Consider the following 20728-nt stretch of genomic DNA (forward strand, 5'->3'; position numbering starts at 1 on the left):
GTCACGCTACGTGCGGCGCCATGGGCGAGGCTTCTCGATTCCTGACCGGTCCGAGCGTTGCGCCGGGCCCTTCTTCGAGCCGGGGCCGGTGGGGTGGACGAGGTCGTAGGCGTCGGAGACCTTCTTGGGGACGACGATGCGCCACGCGTCGACGACGATCTCGCGGGCTTCAGTCGGGTCCAACGCAGCGAGGTCGGCGTGGAGCCAGTTGAAGCGCATGTCCGACGCCGTCGGCATCTGGAACTTGTGCGGCTCGCTCAGGACGAGCGCCTCCCGCTCCTCCTTGGGGAACGCGAAGCCCATCACCCGCTCGTCCAGGGAGAACGCCACGTAGACGATCTGCTTGACGCGGAACTTCAGTCTGCCGCGCACGTACACCTGGTACGAGCGCTCCAATTCGGCACCCAGCGGCCGAACGTCCTCGATCACTGCCATGTCAGAACCGTCCGTCCGCTCCTGCGTCGCGCACAGAGGATTGACGGCGACGGCGGGCCGGAGTCATCGGTCGTCGCGCGTAGGTCCGAGCTCGGTGGGCCCCGTGGGGATCGAACCCACAACCCGCGGATTAAAAGTTCCCAAAAGACACTTTTCTGATCAGCGCATTCTACGCGGAACTGGGCCATGACCAGCGGAAATACCGTTTGCTGCGATCGGCCGATGTTGGTCGCGAACGGCCCTTCTGTGGGCGTCTTGTGGGCGCGGTGTGGGCGGGAGACCGTCCGGTGAAGCGTCCCCACTGACCCGCACGCCATGGTGAACCATCCGGGTGATGGCGAGCGCCGTAGCTGGGGGGCACCCACCCCCGACCTGGACGACGGGCGGCGGCACTAACCGGAACGGTGCTCAGCGCCCCGTCGTCGAAGGCTCCGGCGGGCGCCGCCCGCTCAGCGCGATATGCCTCGCCCTGCGGCGGTGTGCCGGGTGAGTGCCGCGAGGTCCTCGGGCCGCGGGAGGCGGACACCCGGCTCGGAGGCGGTCGGCAGCGGGGCGGCCGATCGGTGTGGGTTCGGGTCGGCGTCCTGGCGTGCACGCCAGGTGTCCCGCTCTCCGGCGAGGCGGTCGGGCGGCTGGGCGCGGAGCGCCGGCTCGGAGGTCAGTCGTGCGATGCGCGCGCGTACATCGGTGAGCTGCTGGCGAGCAGCGGCGATCTGGTGTTCGGTGTCGGACAGTCGCTCCGCCGGGTCGAAGGTCCGGGCGAGCGGTCCGAAGCGGGCGAGCCGGTTCTCGTGCTGGCGGCGGGCGTCGGCCACCGCGGCCCCGGCGTGCCGGTGGGCCTCCTGGGCGGTGGCTGCGGTCGCGCGCAACTGAGCGTGCTCCGGGTGGGCGTGTTCGGCGTGGTGGCGGGCGTAGGAGTCGAAGGCGGTCCACAGCCGCGGTTGGTCGTCGGACCGGTCAGCCAGGCGCGCGATCTGCCGCGGGTCGGTGGGCATGGCCGGCAGGTAGGGCCGCCAGGCGTCCGCCCAGTCCACCAGCTGCTCGCCGGCCCGGTTCACCGCCGCCAGCCGAAGCCGGAGCCGGCCGGGACCGTCGAGCACGACCCGCGCGGCGTCGCGGGCGGCGTCCCGCCCGGTGTCCCAGCTGGCGAGCAGCGTGTCGCGGATCCGGTCGGTCTCGGCGGTGACGGCCGCGCCGCTGGCGTCGGCCCGCGCCGTGGCGTGTCGGGCGTCGATCCCTGTCTGCCGATAGGCCTCGGTGAGCGCGGCGGTCCGGTCGGCGTGGGCCGACTTGAGCGCGACGATCTCGCGTAGCGCGTCCCGGCGCGGCAGGTCGGAGGCGAGCCGATCCAGGCAGCGTTGCTCGGCCGTCCACGCAGAGTGCAGGTCGGCGAGCGACTGTTCCAGCGGTCGGGGCGTGGCGTAGCGGGTGGCTTCGGCGGCGGCCAGCCGGGCGGCGTGTGCGGGGCCGAGGTCGGCGCGGTCGCGGGCGAAGACCGCGAGCCACTGCTCCCGTGCCTCGGCGGGGTCGTCGGCGACGAGGTGGGCGGTGTTGGCGGTTCGGCCGCGGGTCATCCCGACGTAGGCCGCGGCCGCGCCGGTGTCCTCGCCGACCACCAGGTGGGCGGCGGTCACAGTGTCGCCTTGGATGCCGTGCGCGGTGGTGGCGTAGGCCAGTTCCACATGCGCGGTGACGTAGTCGGCGGGCAGCACCCGCGCCCGGTTCCCGGCCGGGGGAACGGCGGGGGTGACAGCTGCGGACCCGCCGCTGGCGGGGGTGACATGGGGTGTGCGGTCGGGGGTGACGAGCAGCCCGCCGTCCCGGTCGACGCCGGTGACCGTCCACACGTCGCGGTTGGCGACCTGCAGGTCGCGGTCGTTGCGCCGGGTGGCGATCCGGTCGCCGACGCCGATCCGCTCCCCGGCCCCGGTCACGACCACACGCCGGTCGTCGACCCGACCGTCGGTGACGAGCCGGTCCCGGATGGCGGCATTGAGGGCGGCGGCCTGCTCACGGATGGCGACCACCACGGCCACCCGCTCGCCCGCGGTGTAGCACTGCGCCGCGGTGGCGGCGAGCTCCTTCCGCAGCGCCTGCGCGTCGGGGTGCAGCCGGATCTGCCCGCGGGCCAGCAGAGTGTCGAACACCGTCCCGGGGTTCTCGCCGGCGCGCATCGCCAGGGTCAGCTCGGCGTAGTCGCTGTCCGGTGTCGTGGCGCCGGTGGCGTCGGTGCGGGTGAAGCGGTGTACCCCGTCCAGGGTCAGGTGCCCGGTCAGGTCAACCTGGGCCGCGGCGAGGTCCAGCACGCCACCCCGCCCGACCGCCGCGAGCTGATGCCGGTCACCGAGCAGGGCGACGCGCACCCGGCACTCGTCGGCGACCGTCAGGAGGGCCCGGGCCGTGTCCTGATCCAGCATCCCGGCCTCGTCGACGACGAGGAGGTCCCCCGGGCGGAGTCGCGCTCCCTCCCCCGGCCCGGCGTAGACACCTCCCGTGGTCGGACAGAGATCTCCGATACCGAGCCGGGTCCAGGCGCCGTCGTTGTTCCAGCGCCAGCCGTGCTGGAAGGCCAGCCGGGCCGCCGACCCCGCGACCGCCCCGACCTCCGCGGCGGCGACCTTGGCCGCCTTCAGCGTCGGGGTGACGACCACCAGCCGGCGCCCCTGCTGGTCGAGCACGTTGCGGGTGGCGGCGAGGGTGGTGGTCTTGCCGGCGCCGGCCGCACCCTCCACCACGGCCAGTGGCCGGTCGCCGGCCAGTGCGGCGACCGCCGCGGCCTGGCCGGCATCCAGCCGCGCGGCGCCGGCCGCGAGGTCGACCGGGGGTGTCAGGTCGGTTTCCGGTCCGCCGGTCCTGGCGCGGGCGGCGAGGCGGGCGGTCAGCTCGGCCTCGACGGCGAGCACCGGCCGCGACGTCCAGGCCCGGATGTGCTCGGGGACGCCGTCGCGGTCCAGCAGTGGCAGGCAGCGGTCCATCGCGCGGGCGGCGAGGTCCTCGGCCAGCTCGAGGCGCACCGCCGCCCCGGCGACGACGCCCGCCGCGGCGATCAGCCGCTCGACCTCGCCGCGGACGTCCGCGGCGTTCCACGCCGACCGGCCCGCCGCCAGCCGGGCCAACGCGCGCTGCACCAGCTCCTCCCGATCGAGGGCACCGACCTGGGTGGGCGCAAGGTCCACGGGACCGGCCGGGCCGCGGTAGCCGAGCCCCAACAGCTGCCCCCGCCACCGTTCGTCGAGGGTCACCCCGCGCTGCGCAACCACCTTGTCCGGGCGGCCGTCGGCCCAGGCGCGGGCGTCCCACGCCCGCCGCAGCGCCGGGCCTGGCCGTTCACCGGGGTGCGCGGCGGTCCACTCGGCTTCGTAGCGGTCCACATTCCGGGCGATCTGCGCGTTCCGCGCGCTGAACGGGCCGACATAGTCGGCGAGCTCCAGTATTTCTCCAGTAGCGTCCTTCGTGTAGCCGTGCGCGGCGAACGCGGCGTTCAATTCCGGGTCACACGCCATCGCCGCGTGCCCGATGCCGTTGATCGCCCCGAGCGAGTCGCGGACCCCGACGGTGTGCAGCCCGCGCCATTTTCCGACGGCGAACACGCGGGACAGGATCTGCAGGTGCAGATGCCAGTGCGGATCGCCGGCGCGGGAGGTGTAGTGCCGCACCGTCGCCGCCTCCAGCACCTGCAGCGGCACCTGCACCTGCCCGCCGCGCGGGCCGACCCTGGTGGTGGCGTGCTGCGAGAGCCAGCCGATGATCTGCTCGGCCGCGCGGTCCTGCGCCGCCTCGTACGCGGCGGCGATGTCCGGGTGCAGTGCGGCGGCCAGCGACCAGGTTTTCGGGCCGTTGACCACCACCTCGACGAACCGCACCGCCCGGTCGTCGTCGCGCAGCTGCCCCCGCGGCTGGTCGGTGTCCGGGTCGTGGCCGGCCACCCAGGTCTCGTATCCGTCGCCGGTCAACGGGGCCAGTTCGGTCACGCGGGCGTCGGTGGCGGTGAAGCGGCGGGCGAAGCCGGTGCCCTCGGCCAGGTAGTAGTCATCGGCCCGACCCCGATCAGCCTCCACATAGGCGCGGGCGGCGGCCGGGTCGCCGACGTACACCTTCATTCCCCCGTGCATTTTCAACGCCACCCAATAATGACCAACAGGTCACCCCTAGAAACGGCGATGGGCCCCGCGAAGCGGGGCCCGAACTACCCGCAAGGGTAGCATGCGTGCCGTCCTTCAGTGAGGCCTTGGGCGGTGCAGGAACCTGTTGACGACTTGGTTGTCCGGGGCGGGCTACTGGATTATTGGGTGATCACGGTAATGAATGATTGGGTTAGGACTTTGCGGCGGCTCTCGGTTGATTATTGGCGTTGAGCGACACACTCCCCTGCTTTCGGATCCACGATCGCCGGCAAGCGGCAAGTACCGACAGGCCGACGAGCACCGACCCGTGGCGCAAGACGGTGGGACCGGACGAGGCGTCTCACGCCGGCCTGGCGCACTGGGCGCGCCCCGTCGCAGCGCGACGGACGGCGGTCGCTTCCTTCCCCGAGTCAGCCGCCTGCGGTCTCGTCAGATTCAGGCCGTGGGCTCTCCTGCCACCGGGCGATGGCATCGCCCAACTCGGTGCGGAGGAAGGCGGCGAAGGCGAGGGCTTCGGAGATCCGGGTGCCGCCTGGCGTGCCTCTGCGAAGGGACTGGACTGCGTCGGTGAGTCTGTCCTCGGCGGTGCGCACCCGTTGGATCCTGGATGCCAGGTAGCGCGGTAGGGGATTGTGCTGAGCCAGCGCGTAGAGGTCGCTGCGGACTCCTGGCTCTCTGGTGCGTTCGACGAGGCCGAGGTCCATCAACTGGTGCAGGGCGCCGGAGATGGCGGCGGGGCTGACATCCAGACCTTCGGCGAACTGTCCGGCGGTATGGGTGTCGTGATCGGCGACGAGGGCGTAGGCCAGCACGCGCGCCGGCATGGGTGGAATGGCCAGTCGGCAGAGTTCGAGCGCCAGCCGCTCGACCAGCTCGAGGAGGTCTGCTCGATCGGGGACATGCCGGTGGGTCGGGTCCCCGCCTGCCGGCCGCTCGACGGGTGGACCGGATGGGCCTCGACGGTGCGAGACCCCCGGGTCAGGGCCGTTCATCGGGGCCGGAGAGGGAACTGGCGATGCGGAGCGTGGCCACTCCGGTTCGGAGTCCCTCGGTGGCGTCCTGCTCGTCGAGCGGCGGCAGCGGCTCAGCGCCCGGCGGGTTGAGCGCGTCGAAGGCCAGGGAGAGGTAGCGGCGGCGGACGGCGGGGGTTGCTCGGGGGGTGGAGAGACCGACCAGGAGCATGCTGAAGATGCGCGGAATGTCGTGGGGTTGCAGGTCGGCCCTGATCTCGCCGGCGTGCTGGGCCCGTCGCAGCAGGATGGCGAAGGGGTCGACGAAGTCCCGCAGCAGTTCATCGGTGAGCACGGCGAAGTTCGCCGAGGACTCGATCAGCCCGCGCTCCCTGTCGACCAGGTCCAACAGGCGGTCGGCGATCGCCATGAAGGTGGCCCTGGGGGTGCTCTGGGCACAGGACTCGGTGAGCAGGGGGACGAGTTCGGTGTCGAAGATGGACCGGTAGACCGCGCGGGTCAGCAGCTCGCGGTTGGGGAAGTGCCGGTACAGGGTGGCGATGCCCAGCCCGGCCTCGGCGGCGATCTCCTCCAGCGACGCCTGCCCGTTCCGGGCGAAGACGCTGCGCGCGGCGGTGATCAGCCGTTCGGTGTTGGAGGTCGCGTCGCGTCGCCGGGTCTTCACCGCCTCGTCGGCCATCGTGTCCTCCCGGGCGCCGTCATCAGGTCCGTCACGTCGTTGCCCGGCCGATGCTATCGTTCCGCCTGATAGTTGACTATCACTTCGATGATCATGGTTGTCGGGTGAGACGAGCCAGGGGGACCCCGTGTCGACGTTTCTCTACCGCGTGGGACGGGCGGCCTACCGTCATCCGCTGCGTGCGATCGGCGCCTGGGTGCTGCTGTTGGCGGTCCTGATCGGCGCTCTCGTGCTGAATCCGCCGCGGTTGAGCACCGAGTTCCGGATCGACGGCACGCCGGCGCAGGAGGTCATCGACCAGCTGGGCCGGGAGCTGCCGGAGGCGGCGGGCGGGCAGGGCTCGATCGTGTTCCAGGCGCCCGAGGGTGAGCGCCTCGACTCCCTGGCCCTGGCCGCCGCGGTCGCCGAGTCGGTCGCGAACGTCTATGCCGTCGAGCACGTCGTCGACCCGGCGGAACTGATCGCCGCCCAATCCGAGCGCGGCGGCGCGCCCGCACCCCCGGGTGGGAGCCCGCCCGGGAACCCGGAGCAGGCGCCGGCTGCCCCGCCGGCCGGCATGCTGGTGGTCGACGGCCAGCCGGTGCTCGGGGTGACCGTGTCCCCCGACGGGCGGGTGGCGCTCCTGCAGTTCCAGTTCACCGACCAGCTCTTCGAGCTGCCCGCCGGGACGGTCGGCGACACAGTCGCGGCCGCGGAGGCACCGGCGGAGGACGCCGGCATCGCGGTGCTCCCCGGCGCCACCCTGCAAGAGATCCCCGAGGTCATCGGGGTCGCGGAGATCGTGGGCGTCGGTGTCGCGGCCCTCGTCCTGCTGGTCACCCTCGGCTCCGTGGTCGCCGCCGGCCTGCCGCTGGCCAACGCGCTGGTCGGGGTGGCCACCGGCATCGGCGGGGCCTTCGCCCTGGGGCACCTGTTCCAGCTCAACTCGATCTCGGTCGTCCTGGCACTCATGCTCGGCCTGGCAGTGGGCATCGACTACGCCCTGTTCATCGTCAACCGGCAGCGCTGGCTCATCCTGAACAAGGGGCTGGACGCCCAGGAGGCCACGGCCCGCGCGGTCGGCACCGCCGGCAGCGCCGTCTTCTTCGCCGGAACCACGGTCGTCATCGCCCTGACCGCCATGCTGGTGGTCGGCATCTCGCTGCTCAGTGTCATGGCCCTCATCGCCGCCGCCACCGTCGCCATCGCCGTGCTCGTCGCGCTGACCTTCCTGCCCGCCCTGCTGGGCCTGCTCAAGGAGCGGATCTGCTCGCCGGCGGCCCGCCGCCGCGCGGCCGGACATGCCGACCGGTCGCGCTCCCCGTCGCGGCAGTGGTCCGGCTTCGTCGTGCGGCACCGACTGCTGGTCGTCCTGGCCGTCGTCGCGGTCACCGCCCTGCTGGCCGCGCCGATGACGAGCATGCGGCTGGGCATGCCCTCGGCGGAGAGCTACAGCAGCGGCACGCCGCAGCGGGACGGGTACGACGCCGTCGCGGACAGCTTCGGGGAAGGCTTCAACGGCCCCCTCGTCGCGGTCGCCAGCTCCACTCAGCCGGGCACACCCCTGGACCAGCAGGCCCTGCAGGAGGTGGTTGGCGACCTCGGCGCGCTGGACGGCGTGCAGACCGCCATCCCGGCCGGGCTCAGTCAGGACGGCGCCACCGCGGTGCTCTCGGTCATCCCCACCAGCGGACCGACCGACGAAGCCACCGAGGAACTGGTCACCCAGATCCGCGACCGCGCCGATCGCTACGCCGACGAGTTCGGCATCGACCTCGGCGTCACCGGCCTCACCGCCATCGGGATCGACATGTCCGAGCGCCTGGCCGAGGTCCTGCCGCTCTACCTCGCCGTGGTCCTCGGCCTGTCGCTGCTGGTGCTGCTGCTGGTCTTCCGCTCGGTCCTCGTCCCGATCAAGGCCACCGCCGGCTTCCTGCTCAGCATCCTGGCCACCTTCGGCGCCACCACCGCGGTGTTCCAGTGGGGCTGGCTGAACGAGGTCTTCGGGTTCGACACCACCACGCCGGTGATGAGCATGCTGCCGATCATCGTCACCGGCGTGCTGTACGGGCTGGCGATGGACTACCAGATCTTCCTGGTGTCCTCCATGCGCGAGTCCCACGTCCACGGCCACCACGGCACCGACAGCGTGGTGGACGGGTTCACCCAGGCCAGCCGGGTCGTGGTGGCCGCGGCCGTCATCATGATCGCCGTCTTCAGCGGGTTCATCTTCAACGCCGACCCGATGGTCAAGCAGATGGGCTTCGCCCTGGCCATCGGCATCACCATCGACGCGTTCCTCATCCGCCTCACCCTGGTCCCGGCGGTGATGTCCATGTTCGGCGACCGGGCCTGGTGGCTGCCCCGATGGCTGGACCGCCTCCTGCCCGACCTCGACGTCGAGGGAGACAAGCTCCTCCAGCAGCTCGACCGGCAGAGACAGGACGCCGCCGCGCCGGAACGGCGGACCGCCGAAGAACCGGTGTCCACCCCGAGCCGATGAGCGCGCGCACTCCCGGCAGGAGGACCACGGGCACGTCGGCCCGCGGGCCAGACCTGCGGCGGTGGGGACGGCGGCTGATCGCCGCCTCCGCCGTCGCCAGCGCCACCCTGCCATGGCTGGCCGACTGGAACCGTCGGCACACGTTCGGGCCGGAGTACGGCCCGCACGCGCGCTGGCACGGCGCCTCCGAAGTCGTCAGCGCGACCCTGGACGGCCTGATCGCCCTCTGGCTCCTGCGCGAGGGCGAACGCGACCACCCCGGGTCGCAACGGACCGTCACCGCCGCCGCGCTGCTGCCCATCGCACGGTGGGCACCGTTCAACCTCACCCTGCTCCTGCCCGGCACCTCCCCCTACGACCAGCACCGCCTCCCGCAACGGGTGCTCGGCGTGCCGGCCGCCCTCCTCAGCCAGGACCTCATCGCAGCCACCGCAGCCACCGGACTGCTCCTGCACCGACGAGGACATCGCAGGCGGTAGTCAGGCGCGGTGCCCTCCGGACGGTTAGACGATGATCCTCGCTGAGCCCCTGGGGGCTGAACAAACGTCCCGGGCACCACCCCAAGCCTGAAGCGCACGGGCGCAGGCGGTCACCGAGTCCACTCGGGTTCGCACTCACCCGCCGACGCAACACCGTCTTGCTATGCCGGTTGCTGCACTTCTCCAGCACGTCGGATACGCGCCCTCGTCGATGTCGTGAAGAGAAGGCATCGTCCCCTTGAGTCGATGCTCAGGGTGCGACGGGCGGATCTCCTGCCGCTGCGCCGGCGAAGTGCTGGAGTGGCACGACGACGAACAGCGCCTTCGCGGTGAACGCTGTGTTGCCGGCGTCATCGGTCCCGGTGGCCTCGACGAACAGCTTGCGGCCTTCCCGCCGTTCCAATCGGGCCTCGAGCACATAGCGACGCTGGAGCAGCACCGGGGCGTGATAGTCGACCTCCAGGTGCCGGGTGACGGCCGGCTCTCCCACGAGGTAGAGGACGAACCCGAAGAGGTCGTCGACGACGGTCGCCACCGCGCCACCGTGAGCGATGCCTGGCGCGCCGACGTGCCGGGCATCGAAGACGTGCTCGCTCACTACGCGTTCACCGGCGCGCCGCACCTGGAGGTGATGACCGTGTGCATTGTCCGGCCCGCAGCCGAGGCACTCCGGGTGGTGCGCTGGCAGGACGTCCGCCGCTGTGGACCGGTGATTGAAGCCGGCGGCCCAGTCCGCGAGCACGCCGTCGGCCTCACTCATGCGGCACCGGCATCCAACTTGAGCAAATCTCCGATGCACTTCTCATGGCTGGTCCTCTTCCTGGTCTTCGGCGTGCGTTCCGTGGCAGGCCAGGTCGGCCGTCACCCGAAATGGCACGCGGCAACTGCCGGGCGACTGGGATCTGCGCATCTCATCGACCAGCGAAGGCGAGAGCGTCCTGCCAGGCGGTTCGCCGTCCGATCATCGCCCGATATTTCATGATCTTGCCCGGCATGTTTAACGCGAGGGCGCCCACGAGCAGGTCCTCATGGCGGTACAGCGCGAGCCACCGAGTGCCGTCCAGGTCCCCGATCACGGTGACCTCGTCGGCGGCGGTGATGCCGACCATCTGCAACTTGTCGGTGTACCAGTCCGACCAGAAGTAAGGAACGGTGCCGTACGGGGTGGCCTCGGCGGGGGCCAGAGCGTTGCGCGCGGCTGCGGCGCCTTGCTCGGCGGCCGACGTCCAGTGCTCCAGGCGCATCGTCCGGCCGAAGAGCGGGTTGGGCCAGCGGGCGACGTCCCCCGCGGCGTACACCTCGGTGTCGGCGCGCAGTGTCTCGTCGCAGACGACGCCGTCGTCGACCTGCAGTCCTGAATCGGTGAGCCAGTCGGTGACGGGGTCGGCGCCGATGCCGACGACGACGAGATCGGCGGGCAGGACCGAGCCGTCGGACAGCGCGACGCCTTCGACGCGATCCTCGCCTTCGAGCCCGGTAACGGAGACACCGCACCGCAGCTCGGTGCCGTTGCGGGCGTGAAGGTCTGCGCACGGGGCGGCCATCTGCTCGCCGACGGCACGAACGAGCGGCAGCGGGGCCGCCTCGAGGATGGTGACGTCGACGTCCCGCTTGCGGGCGGCCGAGGCGACCTCGGACCCGATGAAGCCACCACCGACGACGACCGTGCGGCAGCCAGCGTCCAGGGCCCGGCGGATGCTGCGGGCGTCCTCGACGGTGCGCAGGGTGTGCATCCCGTCGAGCTGCTTCCCGGGCAGCTGGCGGGCGCGCGCACCGGTGGCGATGACCAGCCGCTCGTAGCGCAGCCACTCGTCATCGCCAAGGATGATCTCCCGGCCGGCGGTGTCGAGCGCGGTCGCGGGGACGCCGAGCCGCAGCTCGACGTCCAGGGCGCGCAGCTCGTCCTCGGTGCGGTGGTGCGGCATCGCCGGTTCGTCGCCCGGGTCGAGAAAGGTCTTGGACAGCGGTGGCCGGTCGTAGGGCAGGTGCTCCTCGGCCCCGACAAGGATCAGCCGACCGGTGTAGCCGCTCTTGCGGGCGGACTCGACCGCCCGCAAGCCGGCCAGGGACGCGCCGACGACGACGAAGGGTTCCTCGGGCAAATTTCCTCCAGGGAACGGCCGGGGACGGTGGGCCGGCGGAGCGTGCCGACGTGCTAGGAGGGTGGCTCGCGGCCGAGGAATACCCCGACCGGTGTCAGGGTGAAGGTCGAACCGACGCCCATCTCCTCGGCCACCGACCGCATCACCTCGTCGTAGGCGGTGAGCGTCGGGTTTCTGCACGACGCCGAGCATCCGGCTGGCCTGGTCGTACCGGGGCGCCAGCTCGTCCTGTCAGTCGGTGATGTGCGAACACTGCCGGTCCCGGAAGAACGGCGCCGGCGAAGACGACCACCTTGCCGACCTTGCTGATCCGCTGGATCCCCTTGAGCCCCAGGCGGGGGGCCCACAGGAACCGGCGGACATCCCATGAGGTCCGGGGCAAGGTGTCGTCGGTGAAGCGCAGCCCGGCCTCGAGCACGGTGACCCGGTAGCCCTTCTCCGACGGCCGCAGCGCCGCGACGCTGCCACCGAAGCCGCTGCCGATGACCAGGACGTCGGCGTCGTGCTCCGGGCGCGGTGCGCCCATCCTCACTCCTCGATGCTCAGCGCGCTGGTGGGGCAGGCCGCGACGGCCTCCTCCATCAGCGCCCGCCGGTCCTCCGGGGGCGTGGGGTTCAGCAGGTTGAGTGCGCCGTCGTCACCGACCTCGAAGAAGTTCGGGGCCACCGACTCACACATCCCCAGCGACGAGCACTTGTTCTCGTCCAGCACGATCCTCACGGGAGTGTCCTTTCCGGTCGGGTGGGTCGGTCAGCGCTCCGGGGTGAAGCGCACGGGCAGGTGGTTGACGCCGTGGAAGAAGGTGCTGACCGTGTAGGAGGGCTCGCCGGACACCTCGATGTCGGGCAGCCGGGTCAGCAGCTCGCGGTAGATGGCCGCCAGCTGCTGGCGGGCCAGCTGATTGCCCAGGCAGTGGTGGATCCCGCCCCCGCCGAAGCTCACGTGCGGGTTCGGGTTCCGGGAGAGGTCGAAGCGCTCGGGCGCGTCGAACACCTCGGTGTCCCAGTTGGCCGAGGCGTAGAACATGACCACCTTGTCGCCATGGGTGATCTGCTGCCCGTTCAGCTCGCAGTCGCGGGACGCGGTGCGCCGGAAGGTCATGATCGGGGTGGCCCACCGGACCATCTCCTCGACCGCCCCCTTGAGCCGGCCGTCGAGGTCCTCCATGAGCCAGGCCTTCTGCTCGGGGAAGTCGGTGAGGGCCTTCATCGCGTGACTGGTGCTCTGCCGGGTGGTGTCGTTACCGGCGATGGTGAGCAGCCCGAAGAAGGACATGATCTCGTCGTCGGTCAGCCGCTCGCCGTCGACCTCGGCCTGCACGAGGTTGCTGAGCAGATCCTCGCCCGGGTTGCGCCGGCGCTCGGCGATGTACCTGCCGGCCAGCTCACCGAGGTAGAGCATGGCCTCGAACAGGCGGCCGAGGGGTTCCTGGTCACCCATCAACTCCGGGTCGTTCCAGCCGCCGGCGAACTGCGCCTCGTAGGCCATCTTCGTCCGGTCGGCCTCGTCGATGCCCATCATGTCGCAGATGTTGTGCATCGGGACGAGAGCCGCGACCTCGGGGACGAAGTCGACCTCCCCCCGGGTCGCGATGTCGTCCACGATGCGCCCGGCGTTGGCCTGGATCTGGTCGTGGATGCGGCGGATCTGCTTCGGGGTGAACGCCGAGCTCAGCAGCCGCCGGATCTTGGTGTGCCGCGGCGGGTCCATCGCGATGAAGCCCTGGCCCGCGTCGAGCAGTTCCTGCGGCATCGACTCCATCACGATGCCCTCGCCCGAGATGAAGTCCTCGTGCCGCTTGGTGACCTCGACCAGGTCGGCGTGGCGCACGACAGCCCAGAACCCCTGGTCGTTCGGGTCCTTCATCAGCATGTCCTCGACCGGCTGGTGCCAGCTCACCGGACGCTCGGCACGCAGTACGGCGTAGGTCTTCTCCCGCTCGGCGGCCGTCTGCGACCAGAACGCTCGGGACGAGATGTCCGCGGGGTCATAGGGGCGGGTGTCGCGCGGATGGGCAACAGTGGTCATCACGGCTCCAGGGTCTGCTCCGTACGGGTGGCCCCAGGTTGACACACAGCCAACTTTTGTCAAGTTATGGACCCAGACCTCGTACTTGTCAGGACCGGCCTTCGATGGAAGGAGTCTCCGACAGTTGGCTGTGACAGACTGTCGGCAATTGTCAAGGACCGAACAAACATGACCGGACGGGGGCGGCCAGTGGCGGCAGAGCCTCTTCGTCTGACCTTCCGGCAACACGTGCGCGATCGCGCACTGGACGCAGCGCGGGCCCTGACGGTCGAGAAGGGCTGGTCGCGGGTGCGCGTGGGCGATGTCGCCGCGCTGACCGGGGTATCGCGCCCGACGTTGTACAAGGAGTTCGGCGACAAACAGGGCCTCGGGGAAGCGCTGATCATGCAGGAAACCGAGCGGTTTCTCGTCGGCATCTCCCGCACCCTCGAAGCCCACCCTCAGGACGCCGCCGGAGGAATCACCGCAGCAATCGAGTACGTGCTCGCCGAGGCCGACGCCAGTCCCTTGCTGTGCGCCATCCTCACCTCTGCACGCGACGCCGACAACGAGCTGCTGCCCATGCTCACGACGCGTTCCGCACCTGTGCTCGACGCCGCCACCCGAACCCTGATCTCCTGGTTCACCGAGCACTTCCCGCAGCTCGACCCGCAAGACCTGGCCGACGGCGTGGACGCCCTGGTCCGACTCGCCGTCAGCCATCTCGTACTACCCGCCGATGACCAGACCACCACCGCCCGCAGCCTCGCTCGGATCGCCCTGCGCACCCTGCGGCTCGACTCCACCTGAGAATCGGTTCACCCTGACCGGCGAATCGTCGAGACGGTCCACAAACGATCTGCGCATGGACTTCCACGGGGATCGGACGCTCGAAGCCGTTCACGGCCATAGGGCATGACAGCCGGACGGAAAGAACGGCGAGGCACCTCAGCACCTTCCGGACCGGTTGGCGGTCGTCCCACCGTAGCCAGGCGACCTGGCCGAACGACCCGGCGACGATCAGTTCGGTCGAGCCGCCTGCGCGGCGTCTTTCGCGGTGCTGTCGGCGACAAGCCGATCACAACGACCCCAGCGCAGGCATCACCCTCCCCCGCCGTCGGCGCACCGAGGCGGTCATGCGGCTGCCCACCGCCGCCCATGGGAAGCGTTCTGCGCGCCACCGACGACGCGTTCCGACCGTTCGTCGCCCCTACGCCTTCGCCGGCCTGCGGCTCGGCGAGGCCGCCGCCGTCCAGGACTACTGATGGCTGACGTAGCGACCCGTCATCGCCGTCACGTGGGGTCCTCAAGAGGCTTCCGAGACCCTCGCGTCAGCTCCTCATCCGTCGCCTGGCCGCTCCCTCGATCAACCTTGCGGCGGCTTCCCGCCGCCTCGCCGTCGCCGGACTCCGCCCCGCCGGTCGCCACCCAGGCGGCCGCCCACGACGACACCGCATCGAGGACTGGAGCGAGGGCCCGCCCCTTGGCCGTCAGGCTGTAGCAGGAACCGCCGGCCGAGGAGGGCAGCGACCGCGTCACCACCCCCTCGCGCTCCAGTTCGCGCAATCGCTCGGCGAGCAGCCGGTCGGACAATCCGGGGACCGCCGCGCGCACGTCGCTGAAGCGCTGCCCGCCGGCGAGCAGCGCCCGGACGATGACGCCGTTCCACCGCCGGCCGATCAGCTCGATCGCCCGGTGGAAGACCGCGCAGTACTCCGACCCGCGGTCGGCGTCGAGCGGCGCACGCTCGACGGACACCCGTCCCGTTGTCGGCCCTGAGCTGCTCACGCTTGACCCTATCCCCGGCGCCTGCTATCCCTTCACCTTACGGAAAGTAAGTACTCCTTGTTAGTGACAGGAGCCAGTATGGACGTCGTCGTGCTCATCGGGCGGATCCTGTTCGCCGTGCTGTTCCTGGGGTCAGGGATCGCGCACGTCACCCAACGCCAGATGATGGCCGGATACGCGGCCAGCAAGAAGGTTCCCGCGGCGGGGGCCGCCGTGCCGGCCAGCGGCGTGCTGATCGTGATCGGCGCGCTCATGGTCGCCGTCGGGGTGTGGCCCGATCTCGGCGCGTTGCTGCTGGCGGCATTCCTGGTCCCCACCGCGGTCCTCATGCACGGATTCTGGGCCGAGACCGAGGCTGCGGCCCGGATGACCGAGCAGACGCAGTTCCTCAAGGACCTCGCGCTGGCCGGGGCGGCGCTGGTGATGTTCGGCCTGTTCGCCCAGCTCGGCGACGACCTCGGCCTGGTCGTCGTGGGACCACTGTTCGAGCTGTCGTGACCGCGGGCGCAGCCTCCCTCCCGCGACGCAGCGGGGGTCGGCCGGCCACCACCCCGACCAACCCGCACATGCAGCTGGAGCAGCAGCCGAGCGACGACCGGCCGCGCCGGCGGCTCGAGGCGCTGCTCGCCGACCTGCCCGGCGTCGTCTGGGCCGACAGCCTGATCTCGGTGCCCGGCGCGCGTGCCCTCACCCTGCCCCCGGACCAGGCGGTCGGGCCCCGGGAGGCGTTCATGCTCGGCACGGAGTTCGCCCACCTGCACCCCGCTCCCGACCATTCCCTGCACCTGGCCCTGCCACCTGACGTGGCCCGCCAGGCCATCGACGCGGGGTGGGCGGAGCAGCATCCGGTCGCCGCGCGCGGTCTGATCCCCGCGGGCACGGTGATGCTCTACGCCCCGCGCGACGACGCCGAGGCCGACGTCGTCGCCGCCCTGGTCAGAACCTCCTACGACTACGCGCGCGGGGCGACGGCCACCGACCGGGGCTGAGCCTCCGACACCAGGCCCTGGCCTCCCGCGACACCAAGGTCATCGAGAAGGAGCCACAGCGATGCGCGTGCACGAACTCGGCCACCTGGTCCTCTACGTCCGGGACCTCGACCGGTCCCGGCACTTCTACCGAGAGGTACTCGGCTGGGACGAGGTGCGCGGAGACGTTCCGCTGCCCGTTCCCGCCGCCGCCTTCAGCTCCGGCCGCACGCACCACGAGCTGCTGCTCATCGAGGTGGGGCCCTCCGCCGCACCCATGCCGCCGGGCCGGCGCGTCGGGATGTACCACTTCGGCCTCAAGGTGGGCGAGAGCGACGAGGAGCTGCGCGAGGTCGTCCGCCACCTCGACCGGCACGGCGTCCCCGTCCTCGGCGCCAGCGACCACACCGTCACCCACTCGCTCTACATCGCCGACCCCGACGGCCACGAGATCGAGCTCTACGTCGATGTGCTGCCGCGTGACCAGTGGCTCGCCGACCCCTCGTTGATCTTCGCCCCCATCCGACCGCTCCGCCTGTAGCCGGATCCCCGCCTGTCCCGGACTACTGCTGGAGAACTCCGAGGCGGCTGCCCGGGGGCTCTCAGGCTGATCAAGGCTGCGCCGGCCAGCCCGTGGCCGCTGGCAGCCGCGACGACGCCCGCTGGTGCGGATCATCCCACCGGGCGGCCGGCCGAGCGTCCGGTGGGCAGCGCCGCCACGGTCGCTGCCGAGCGAAGCGCCGAAGCCTCGGCGGCGAGCGCCACGTCTATCGCGTCGGCGGCCTCATCGAGCTGGTTGGCCCGTGGGTTTCCGACGTGATGCACGCCGCAGATCGCCGGCGTGGAAGAGCTGGCGATCGAGCCGAGGGCCTGGACTACGCACTGGCCGCCCTCACCGCCCAACTCGACCAACTGGCCGCGCACCCGGATCGCGGCCAGCGGCCTGCTGCTCAGCACGGTCGGTGACCAACCCGCGGGCCGCGCAACTGCTGGCCCGGCACGTCGCCGACGTCCAGGCCGGAACTATCGCAGTCGCCACCAGCCGCATCCGACGGTCTACCACGTCGGCGTCCAGTCACCGGTCGCCGCCTACGCCGCCGGCAAGGCGATCGTCGGCAAGGCCTCCGTCCGGGCCGCCATCACCACAGTCACGACAGCATGACCACCGCCGCGGCAGCATGACCACCAAGCCCCGCGCGTCCGCGACCGGCGCGGCTTGCTCATGCACTTCGCACTGATCAACCATCCCGACGCGCCGCCGTCGTCATCGGACGCGGCCGGTAACACCGGGCAAGAAGATGACCGTCGTGTCGTACGTGGGCGGTGTGGCCAACGACCGCGCAGCGCTGGGGAGTACCGGTCCAAGGACTACCAGGGCTTCCAAGTCACCGAGGTCAAGACCCCATCCCAGCCGACGATCACCGAAGTCAACTCCTCGGCCTCGATTTAGCGCTTGGTAGATGGTGGCGGCCGCCGAACGGATTCGGTCATCGACATCGTCGGCGGCCTTCAGTGCCTCGAGCACCTCGAGCAGGCAGACTGGTCCTGGGCCATCGTGTGCTGTGCCCTTCCAGGAGAACCATCGGCGTGGTCCCGCTAACCATCGCTCGATGGCCCCTTGCACGTGATCCCCACGCGGTCAGTGCCCTGCACTGTTACCACCTCGCGGGACGGCACCCTCAGCCGTGGGGGACAGCTCAACTGGCGCAAAGGGAAGAAGGACGGATCAACGGCGGGAAGAGGTCACACCTTCCCGTCCACGTGCGGTCGGCGCTCCGCAGCCCCGCGGGCCACGCGCTATCGATCGATGACGATCAGTTCGCCGGTCCCGACTCGCCCCGCCTCGGCGGGCGGGCCGAACCCCGGGGCGGCTTGCCAGCCGCCAGCCAGCACTCCAAGGCTGCGATTCCTCGGCCTGCCTGCAACTTGATGGCCACCGGTGTCGTGCGCGATCGTCCACGCGCGGGCGGACCAGTCGCCAGCCAGTCGGTCAGCACGGCGGGGCGTCCGGACCAGGTGGTGCCCCACGCGAGGCATCCGGTCATGACGCACCACAGCAGCAGCCGGCCGAGGTCGAGTACCCATGTCGCCCCGGCATAGAGAGCGACTCGAACGGCCGGCCGCACAGCGCCCCCTCCCCTGAGGGTTCCGGAGTTTCGCTTTCCGACGACGCGTCCGGGTGAGCCCACTCGGGCCGCGCCGACCTCGATCCGCTTGTTATCTGCCCACCATCATCGCGCCGGCCAGCACGGGTGGAAAGGGGTTCACTCTCCCGGCCGACCGCTGCATGTGCCGAGACCGACGCGCGATCCAACCGGCCAGGCGGAGCCGGACCAATCGGCTCCCGACGCGACGGCGTCCTACTGCTCCGGTCGCGGGGGGCTGACGGGTGCGGATCGCCTGGCGTCGGCGGCCGGGCGGTCTGCGGCCTGGTCCTCGTCGCCGTGGCCGAGATCGCTGTCGGGATCGACGGCCGTCTCGAAGGCCTCGGCGAGGTTCTCCCCGGTGGTGTGCTCCTGCGCGTGCCGGCGCAGCGGTGTCTCCCGCAGGAACAGCAGCACGAGGAAACCCAGCAGAGCGAACGGCACAGCTGCCAGGAACGTGGTCTGCAGCGCGTCGGCGAAGCCGGTGATGACCGCGGTGTGCACCGGCTCGGGCAAGGCGGCGATCTGTTCGGGGCTGCCCAGCGTCGGAGTTCCGCCGGCGAGCCGCTCGGCCGGGACGCCGGCCTCGGCGAGCCGGGACGGGATGGTGTCGGCGAGGCGATGGGTGAGCAGCGCGCCGAACACCGCCACCCCCAGAGCACCGCCCAGTGACCGGAAGAACGTCGCCCCGGAGGTGGCCACGCCCAGGTCCTTCTGCTCCACGGCGTTCTGGGCGGCCAGCACGAGCACCTGCATCACCAGGCCGATGCCGACCCCGGTGACCAGCATGTACAGCCCGGCCACCACCAGCGAGGTGTCCACTGAGAGCCGGCTCATCAGACCCAGCCCCACCGCGGCGATCAGCAGGCCGATCACCGGGAAGATCTTGTACCGGCCGGTGGCCGTGATCGCCCGCCCCGAGCCGATGGAGGCAGCGAGCAGACCCACCATGAGTGGCAGCGTCAGGAGCCCCGAGGCGGTCGGCGACTCGCCCTTGACGATCTGCAGGTACTGCGGCAGGAAGATGATCGCGCCGAACATCGCGACACCGACGACGAAGCCGGCCAGGCTGGTGATGACGAAGGTGTGGTTGGCGAACAGGTGCGGCGGCATGATCGGCTCGCGGGCGCGGCGCTCCTGCCAGACGGCCAGGGCCAGCATCACGGCGGCCACGGCCGCCAGCACGTAGGTCCAGGGCGAGTTCCAGGCGAATTCCTTGCCACCCAGGGACAGCATGAGCAGCAGCGCGCTGACCGATGCCACGATGAAGAACGCGCCGAGCCAGTCGATGGCGTGCCGGGTCCGCGGGAAGGGCAGCTGGAGCACCCGTTCGGTGACGATCAGGGCCGCGATCCCGACCGGGATGCCGACCCAGAACGTCCACCGCCAGGACAGGTGCTCGACCAGGAATCCCCCCAGCAGGGGGCCGGCGACCGTCGCGATCCCGAACACCGACCCGATGTAGCCCTGGTAGCGACCACGCTCCCGCGGGCTGACGACGTCGCCGATGATCGCCTGCGACAACGCCATCAACCCGCCGACACCCAGGCCCTGGACCGCGCGGAAACCGATCAGCTGGGCCATGTCCTGCGCGAAGCCGCTGGCCAGGGAGGCGAGCAGGAAGATCCCGATCGCGGACTGGAACATGATCTTCCGCCCGTAGAGATCGGACAGCTTGCCCCAGATCGGCGTGGAGGCGGTGGAGGTCAGCAGGGTGGCCGACACCACCCACGCCAGCTGCTCCTGCCCACCGAGCTCACCGACGATGGTCGGCAACGCAGTGGCCACGATCGTCTGGGACAGCGCCGCCACCAGCATGCCCAGCATGAGCCCGACCAGCACGGTCAGGATTTGGCGATGGCTCAGGGCCGGCATCACCGGCGCGGTGTGCGGTGTTCCGCGCCGATCGTCGGCGGGTGTCGAACTCACGGGTGTGCGGCCTCTCTGTAGCGAGCCGTGCGAGGGGGGAACGACCGTCTCAGCAGGGGAATCCTCAGGCCGAGACGTGGATCTGACTCTGGGCCGACGGCGGAGGATGGTCCGTCTGCGCACCAGGGAGTCGGGCGTCCAGCCCCGCGTTCAGCCGCTCCAGCAGGGCGGCCAGAGTCCTCCGGTCCTCCGCCGACCAGGAACTGAGCAGTTCCCGGACCAGGCCGCGGCGGGCCTTGCGAGTGGCCGCCACGGCCCGGTGCCCCGTCTCGGTCAGTCGCAGGCGGCACGCCCGCCCGTCCTCCGGATCGGCCTCCCGCGCGATCAGCCCCGACTGCTGCAACGCCGCCACGTGCCTGCTCACCGTGGACGCATCGAGGCCGAGCAGCGCCGCCAACGCACCGTTGCGCAGCGGGCCCTCGTCGCGCAGCCGGCCGAGGATCAGGTACGCGGACCGCTCCAACGGCTGCCCGGACGACTCGGCATGCAGGTGGACCCGTTGCGCCCGCTGAACCAGGTGGGTCAGCTCGCGTTCGATGCGCTCCAACGGCTCGGAGACACCCGCGTCCACGCCTTGTTGCATGGCGCAACCATATACCCGGTCCGAGGCGCTTGCACGT

The 20728-nt window shown here is 71.0% G+C and carries 19 protein-coding genes and 1 pseudogene; 6 read left to right on the top strand and 14 right to left on the bottom strand.

Annotated elements, in window-relative coordinates; genetic code table 11:
- Positions 1-6 precede the first annotated feature (6 nt).
- From ABD644_RS02705 to ABD644_RS02720, 4 genes are all read right to left on the bottom strand, one after another.
- On the bottom strand, positions 7-435 hold the full coding sequence (locus ABD644_RS02705; RefSeq protein ID WP_344686965.1) for a hypothetical protein: 429 nt from the start codon (positions 433-435) through the stop codon (positions 7-9).
- 449 nt (positions 436-884) lie between these two features.
- A complete protein-coding gene (gene mobF, locus ABD644_RS02710) occupies positions 885-4535 on the bottom strand; it encodes a MobF family relaxase (RefSeq protein ID WP_163204619.1) in 3651 nt (1216 codons plus the stop codon).
- Positions 4536-4969: 434 nt separating this feature from the next.
- Complete coding sequence (locus ABD644_RS02715; RefSeq protein WP_344686966.1) at positions 4970-5383, bottom strand: GbsR/MarR family transcriptional regulator; 414 nt, start codon at positions 5381-5383, stop codon at positions 4970-4972.
- A gap of 154 nt (positions 5384-5537) precedes the next feature.
- A complete protein-coding gene (locus tag ABD644_RS02720) occupies positions 5538-6209 on the bottom strand; it encodes a TetR/AcrR family transcriptional regulator (RefSeq protein ID WP_344686967.1) in 672 nt (223 codons plus the stop codon).
- 127 nt (positions 6210-6336) lie between these two features.
- Between ABD644_RS02720 and ABD644_RS02725 the strand changes: the two genes are divergently transcribed.
- The gene (locus tag ABD644_RS02725; protein WP_116450895.1) at positions 6337-8691 is read left to right on the top strand and encodes an MMPL family transporter; all 2355 of its coding nucleotides are present in this window, start codon (positions 6337-6339) and stop codon (positions 8689-8691) included.
- Positions 8688-9170, top strand: coding sequence for a hypothetical protein (locus tag ABD644_RS02730; RefSeq protein ID WP_116450894.1), 483 nt, complete (start codon positions 8688-8690; stop codon positions 9168-9170). Before ABD644_RS02725 ends, ABD644_RS02730 begins: the two co-directional genes overlap by 4 nt.
- Before the next feature lie 250 nt (positions 9171-9420).
- Here the strand turns inward: ABD644_RS02730 and ABD644_RS02735 are convergent, their stop codons facing one another.
- From ABD644_RS02735 to ABD644_RS02755, 5 genes are all read right to left on the bottom strand, one after another.
- Entirely contained in the window at positions 9421-9930 is a 510-nt protein-coding gene (locus ABD644_RS02735; protein ID WP_116450893.1) for a PaaI family thioesterase, read from the bottom strand.
- Between the two features lie 151 nt (positions 9931-10081).
- A complete protein-coding gene (locus ABD644_RS02740) occupies positions 10082-11272 on the bottom strand; it encodes an NAD(P)/FAD-dependent oxidoreductase (RefSeq protein WP_116450892.1) in 1191 nt (396 codons plus the stop codon).
- A gap of 142 nt (positions 11273-11414) precedes the next feature.
- Entirely contained in the window at positions 11415-11798 is a 384-nt protein-coding gene (locus ABD644_RS02745; RefSeq protein WP_275585492.1) for an FAD-binding protein, read from the bottom strand.
- A gap of 2 nt (positions 11799-11800) precedes the next feature.
- Positions 11801-11992 carry a ferredoxin gene (locus tag ABD644_RS02750; protein WP_116450891.1) on the bottom strand — a complete coding sequence of 64 codons (192 nt, stop codon included), beginning with the start codon at positions 11990-11992 and terminating at the stop codon, positions 11801-11803.
- A gap of 30 nt (positions 11993-12022) precedes the next feature.
- Positions 12023-13300 carry a cytochrome P450 gene (locus ABD644_RS02755; protein WP_116450890.1) on the bottom strand — a complete coding sequence of 426 codons (1278 nt, stop codon included), beginning with the start codon at positions 13298-13300 and terminating at the stop codon, positions 12023-12025.
- Positions 13301-13468: 168 nt separating this feature from the next.
- Between ABD644_RS02755 and ABD644_RS02760 the strand changes: the two genes are divergently transcribed.
- Positions 13469-14089, top strand: coding sequence for a TetR/AcrR family transcriptional regulator (locus ABD644_RS02760; RefSeq protein WP_116450889.1), 621 nt, complete (start codon positions 13469-13471; stop codon positions 14087-14089).
- Positions 14090-14572: 483 nt separating this feature from the next.
- On the opposite strand, the gene ABD644_RS02765 is transcribed toward ABD644_RS02760, so the two are convergent.
- Complete coding sequence (locus tag ABD644_RS02765) at positions 14573-15037, bottom strand: winged helix-turn-helix transcriptional regulator (protein WP_116450888.1); 465 nt, start codon at positions 15035-15037, stop codon at positions 14573-14575.
- A gap of 108 nt (positions 15038-15145) precedes the next feature.
- Between ABD644_RS02765 and ABD644_RS02770 the strand changes: the two genes are divergently transcribed.
- The 3 genes from ABD644_RS02770 (at position 15146) to ABD644_RS02780 (ending at position 16576) form a co-directional block, all read left to right on the top strand.
- The gene (locus ABD644_RS02770; RefSeq protein ID WP_116450887.1) at positions 15146-15565 is read left to right on the top strand and encodes a DoxX family membrane protein; all 420 of its coding nucleotides are present in this window, start codon (positions 15146-15148) and stop codon (positions 15563-15565) included.
- Positions 15562-16056: a luciferase domain-containing protein gene (locus tag ABD644_RS02775; RefSeq protein ID WP_164704465.1), complete on the top strand. Its 495-nt coding sequence runs from the start codon at positions 15562-15564 to the stop codon at positions 16054-16056. The genes ABD644_RS02770 and ABD644_RS02775 overlap by 4 nt, the downstream gene beginning before the upstream one ends.
- Before the next feature lie 61 nt (positions 16057-16117).
- The gene (locus ABD644_RS02780) at positions 16118-16576 is read left to right on the top strand and encodes a VOC family protein (protein ID WP_116450885.1); all 459 of its coding nucleotides are present in this window, start codon (positions 16118-16120) and stop codon (positions 16574-16576) included.
- Positions 16577-16707: 131 nt separating this feature from the next.
- Here ABD644_RS02780 and ABD644_RS02785 read toward each other — a convergent pair whose 3' ends face one another.
- The 4 genes and pseudogenes from ABD644_RS02785 to ABD644_RS02795 form a co-directional block, all read right to left on the bottom strand.
- A complete protein-coding gene (locus tag ABD644_RS02785; protein WP_204261770.1) occupies positions 16708-16992 on the bottom strand; it encodes a hypothetical protein in 285 nt (94 codons plus the stop codon).
- Between the two features lie 459 nt (positions 16993-17451).
- Positions 17452-17589 (bottom strand): annotated as a pseudogene (locus ABD644_RS22675) (IS256 family transposase); the annotation flags it as partial.
- A gap of 806 nt (positions 17590-18395) precedes the next feature.
- On the bottom strand, positions 18396-20108 hold the full coding sequence (locus ABD644_RS02790) for an MDR family MFS transporter (RefSeq protein WP_344686971.1): 1713 nt from the start codon (positions 20106-20108) through the stop codon (positions 18396-18398).
- A gap of 64 nt (positions 20109-20172) precedes the next feature.
- The gene (locus tag ABD644_RS02795) at positions 20173-20691 is read right to left on the bottom strand and encodes a MarR family winged helix-turn-helix transcriptional regulator (RefSeq protein ID WP_163204623.1); all 519 of its coding nucleotides are present in this window, start codon (positions 20689-20691) and stop codon (positions 20173-20175) included.
- Positions 20692-20728 lie beyond the last annotated feature (37 nt).

Source organism: Blastococcus jejuensis (assembly GCF_039534705.1).
In the GTDB taxonomy this organism is placed as follows: domain Bacteria; phylum Actinomycetota; class Actinomycetes; order Mycobacteriales; family Geodermatophilaceae; genus Blastococcus_B; species Blastococcus_B jejuensis.

Coding starts and splice junctions, on each gene's coding strand:
- ABD644_RS02780 (WP_116450885.1), top strand. CDS start 16,118: ATGCGCGTGCACGAACTCGGCCACCTGGTCCTCTACGTCCGGGACCTC.
- ABD644_RS02735 (WP_116450893.1), bottom strand. CDS start 9,930: ATGAGTGAGGCCGACGGCGTGCTCGCGGACTGGGCCGCCGGCTTCAAT.
- ABD644_RS02745 (WP_275585492.1), bottom strand. CDS start 11,798: ATGGGCGCACCGCGCCCGGAGCACGACGCCGACGTCCTGGTCATCGGC.
- ABD644_RS02705 (WP_344686965.1), bottom strand. CDS start 435: ATGGCAGTGATCGAGGACGTTCGGCCGCTGGGTGCCGAATTGGAGCGC.
- ABD644_RS02720 (WP_344686967.1), bottom strand. CDS start 6,209: ATGGCCGACGAGGCGGTGAAGACCCGGCGACGCGACGCGACCTCCAAC.
- ABD644_RS02760 (WP_116450889.1), top strand. CDS start 13,469: ATGACCGGACGGGGGCGGCCAGTGGCGGCAGAGCCTCTTCGTCTGACC.
- ABD644_RS02755 (WP_116450890.1), bottom strand. CDS start 13,300: ATGACCACTGTTGCCCATCCGCGCGACACCCGCCCCTATGACCCCGCG.
- ABD644_RS02770 (WP_116450887.1), top strand. CDS start 15,146: ATGGACGTCGTCGTGCTCATCGGGCGGATCCTGTTCGCCGTGCTGTTC.
- ABD644_RS02795 (WP_163204623.1), bottom strand. CDS start 20,691: ATGCAACAAGGCGTGGACGCGGGTGTCTCCGAGCCGTTGGAGCGCATC.
- ABD644_RS02730 (WP_116450894.1), top strand. CDS start 8,688: ATGAGCGCGCGCACTCCCGGCAGGAGGACCACGGGCACGTCGGCCCGC.
- mobF (WP_163204619.1), bottom strand. CDS start 4,535: ATGAAGGTGTACGTCGGCGACCCGGCCGCCGCCCGCGCCTATGTGGAG.
- ABD644_RS02715 (WP_344686966.1), bottom strand. CDS start 5,383: ATGCCGGCGCGCGTGCTGGCCTACGCCCTCGTCGCCGATCACGACACC.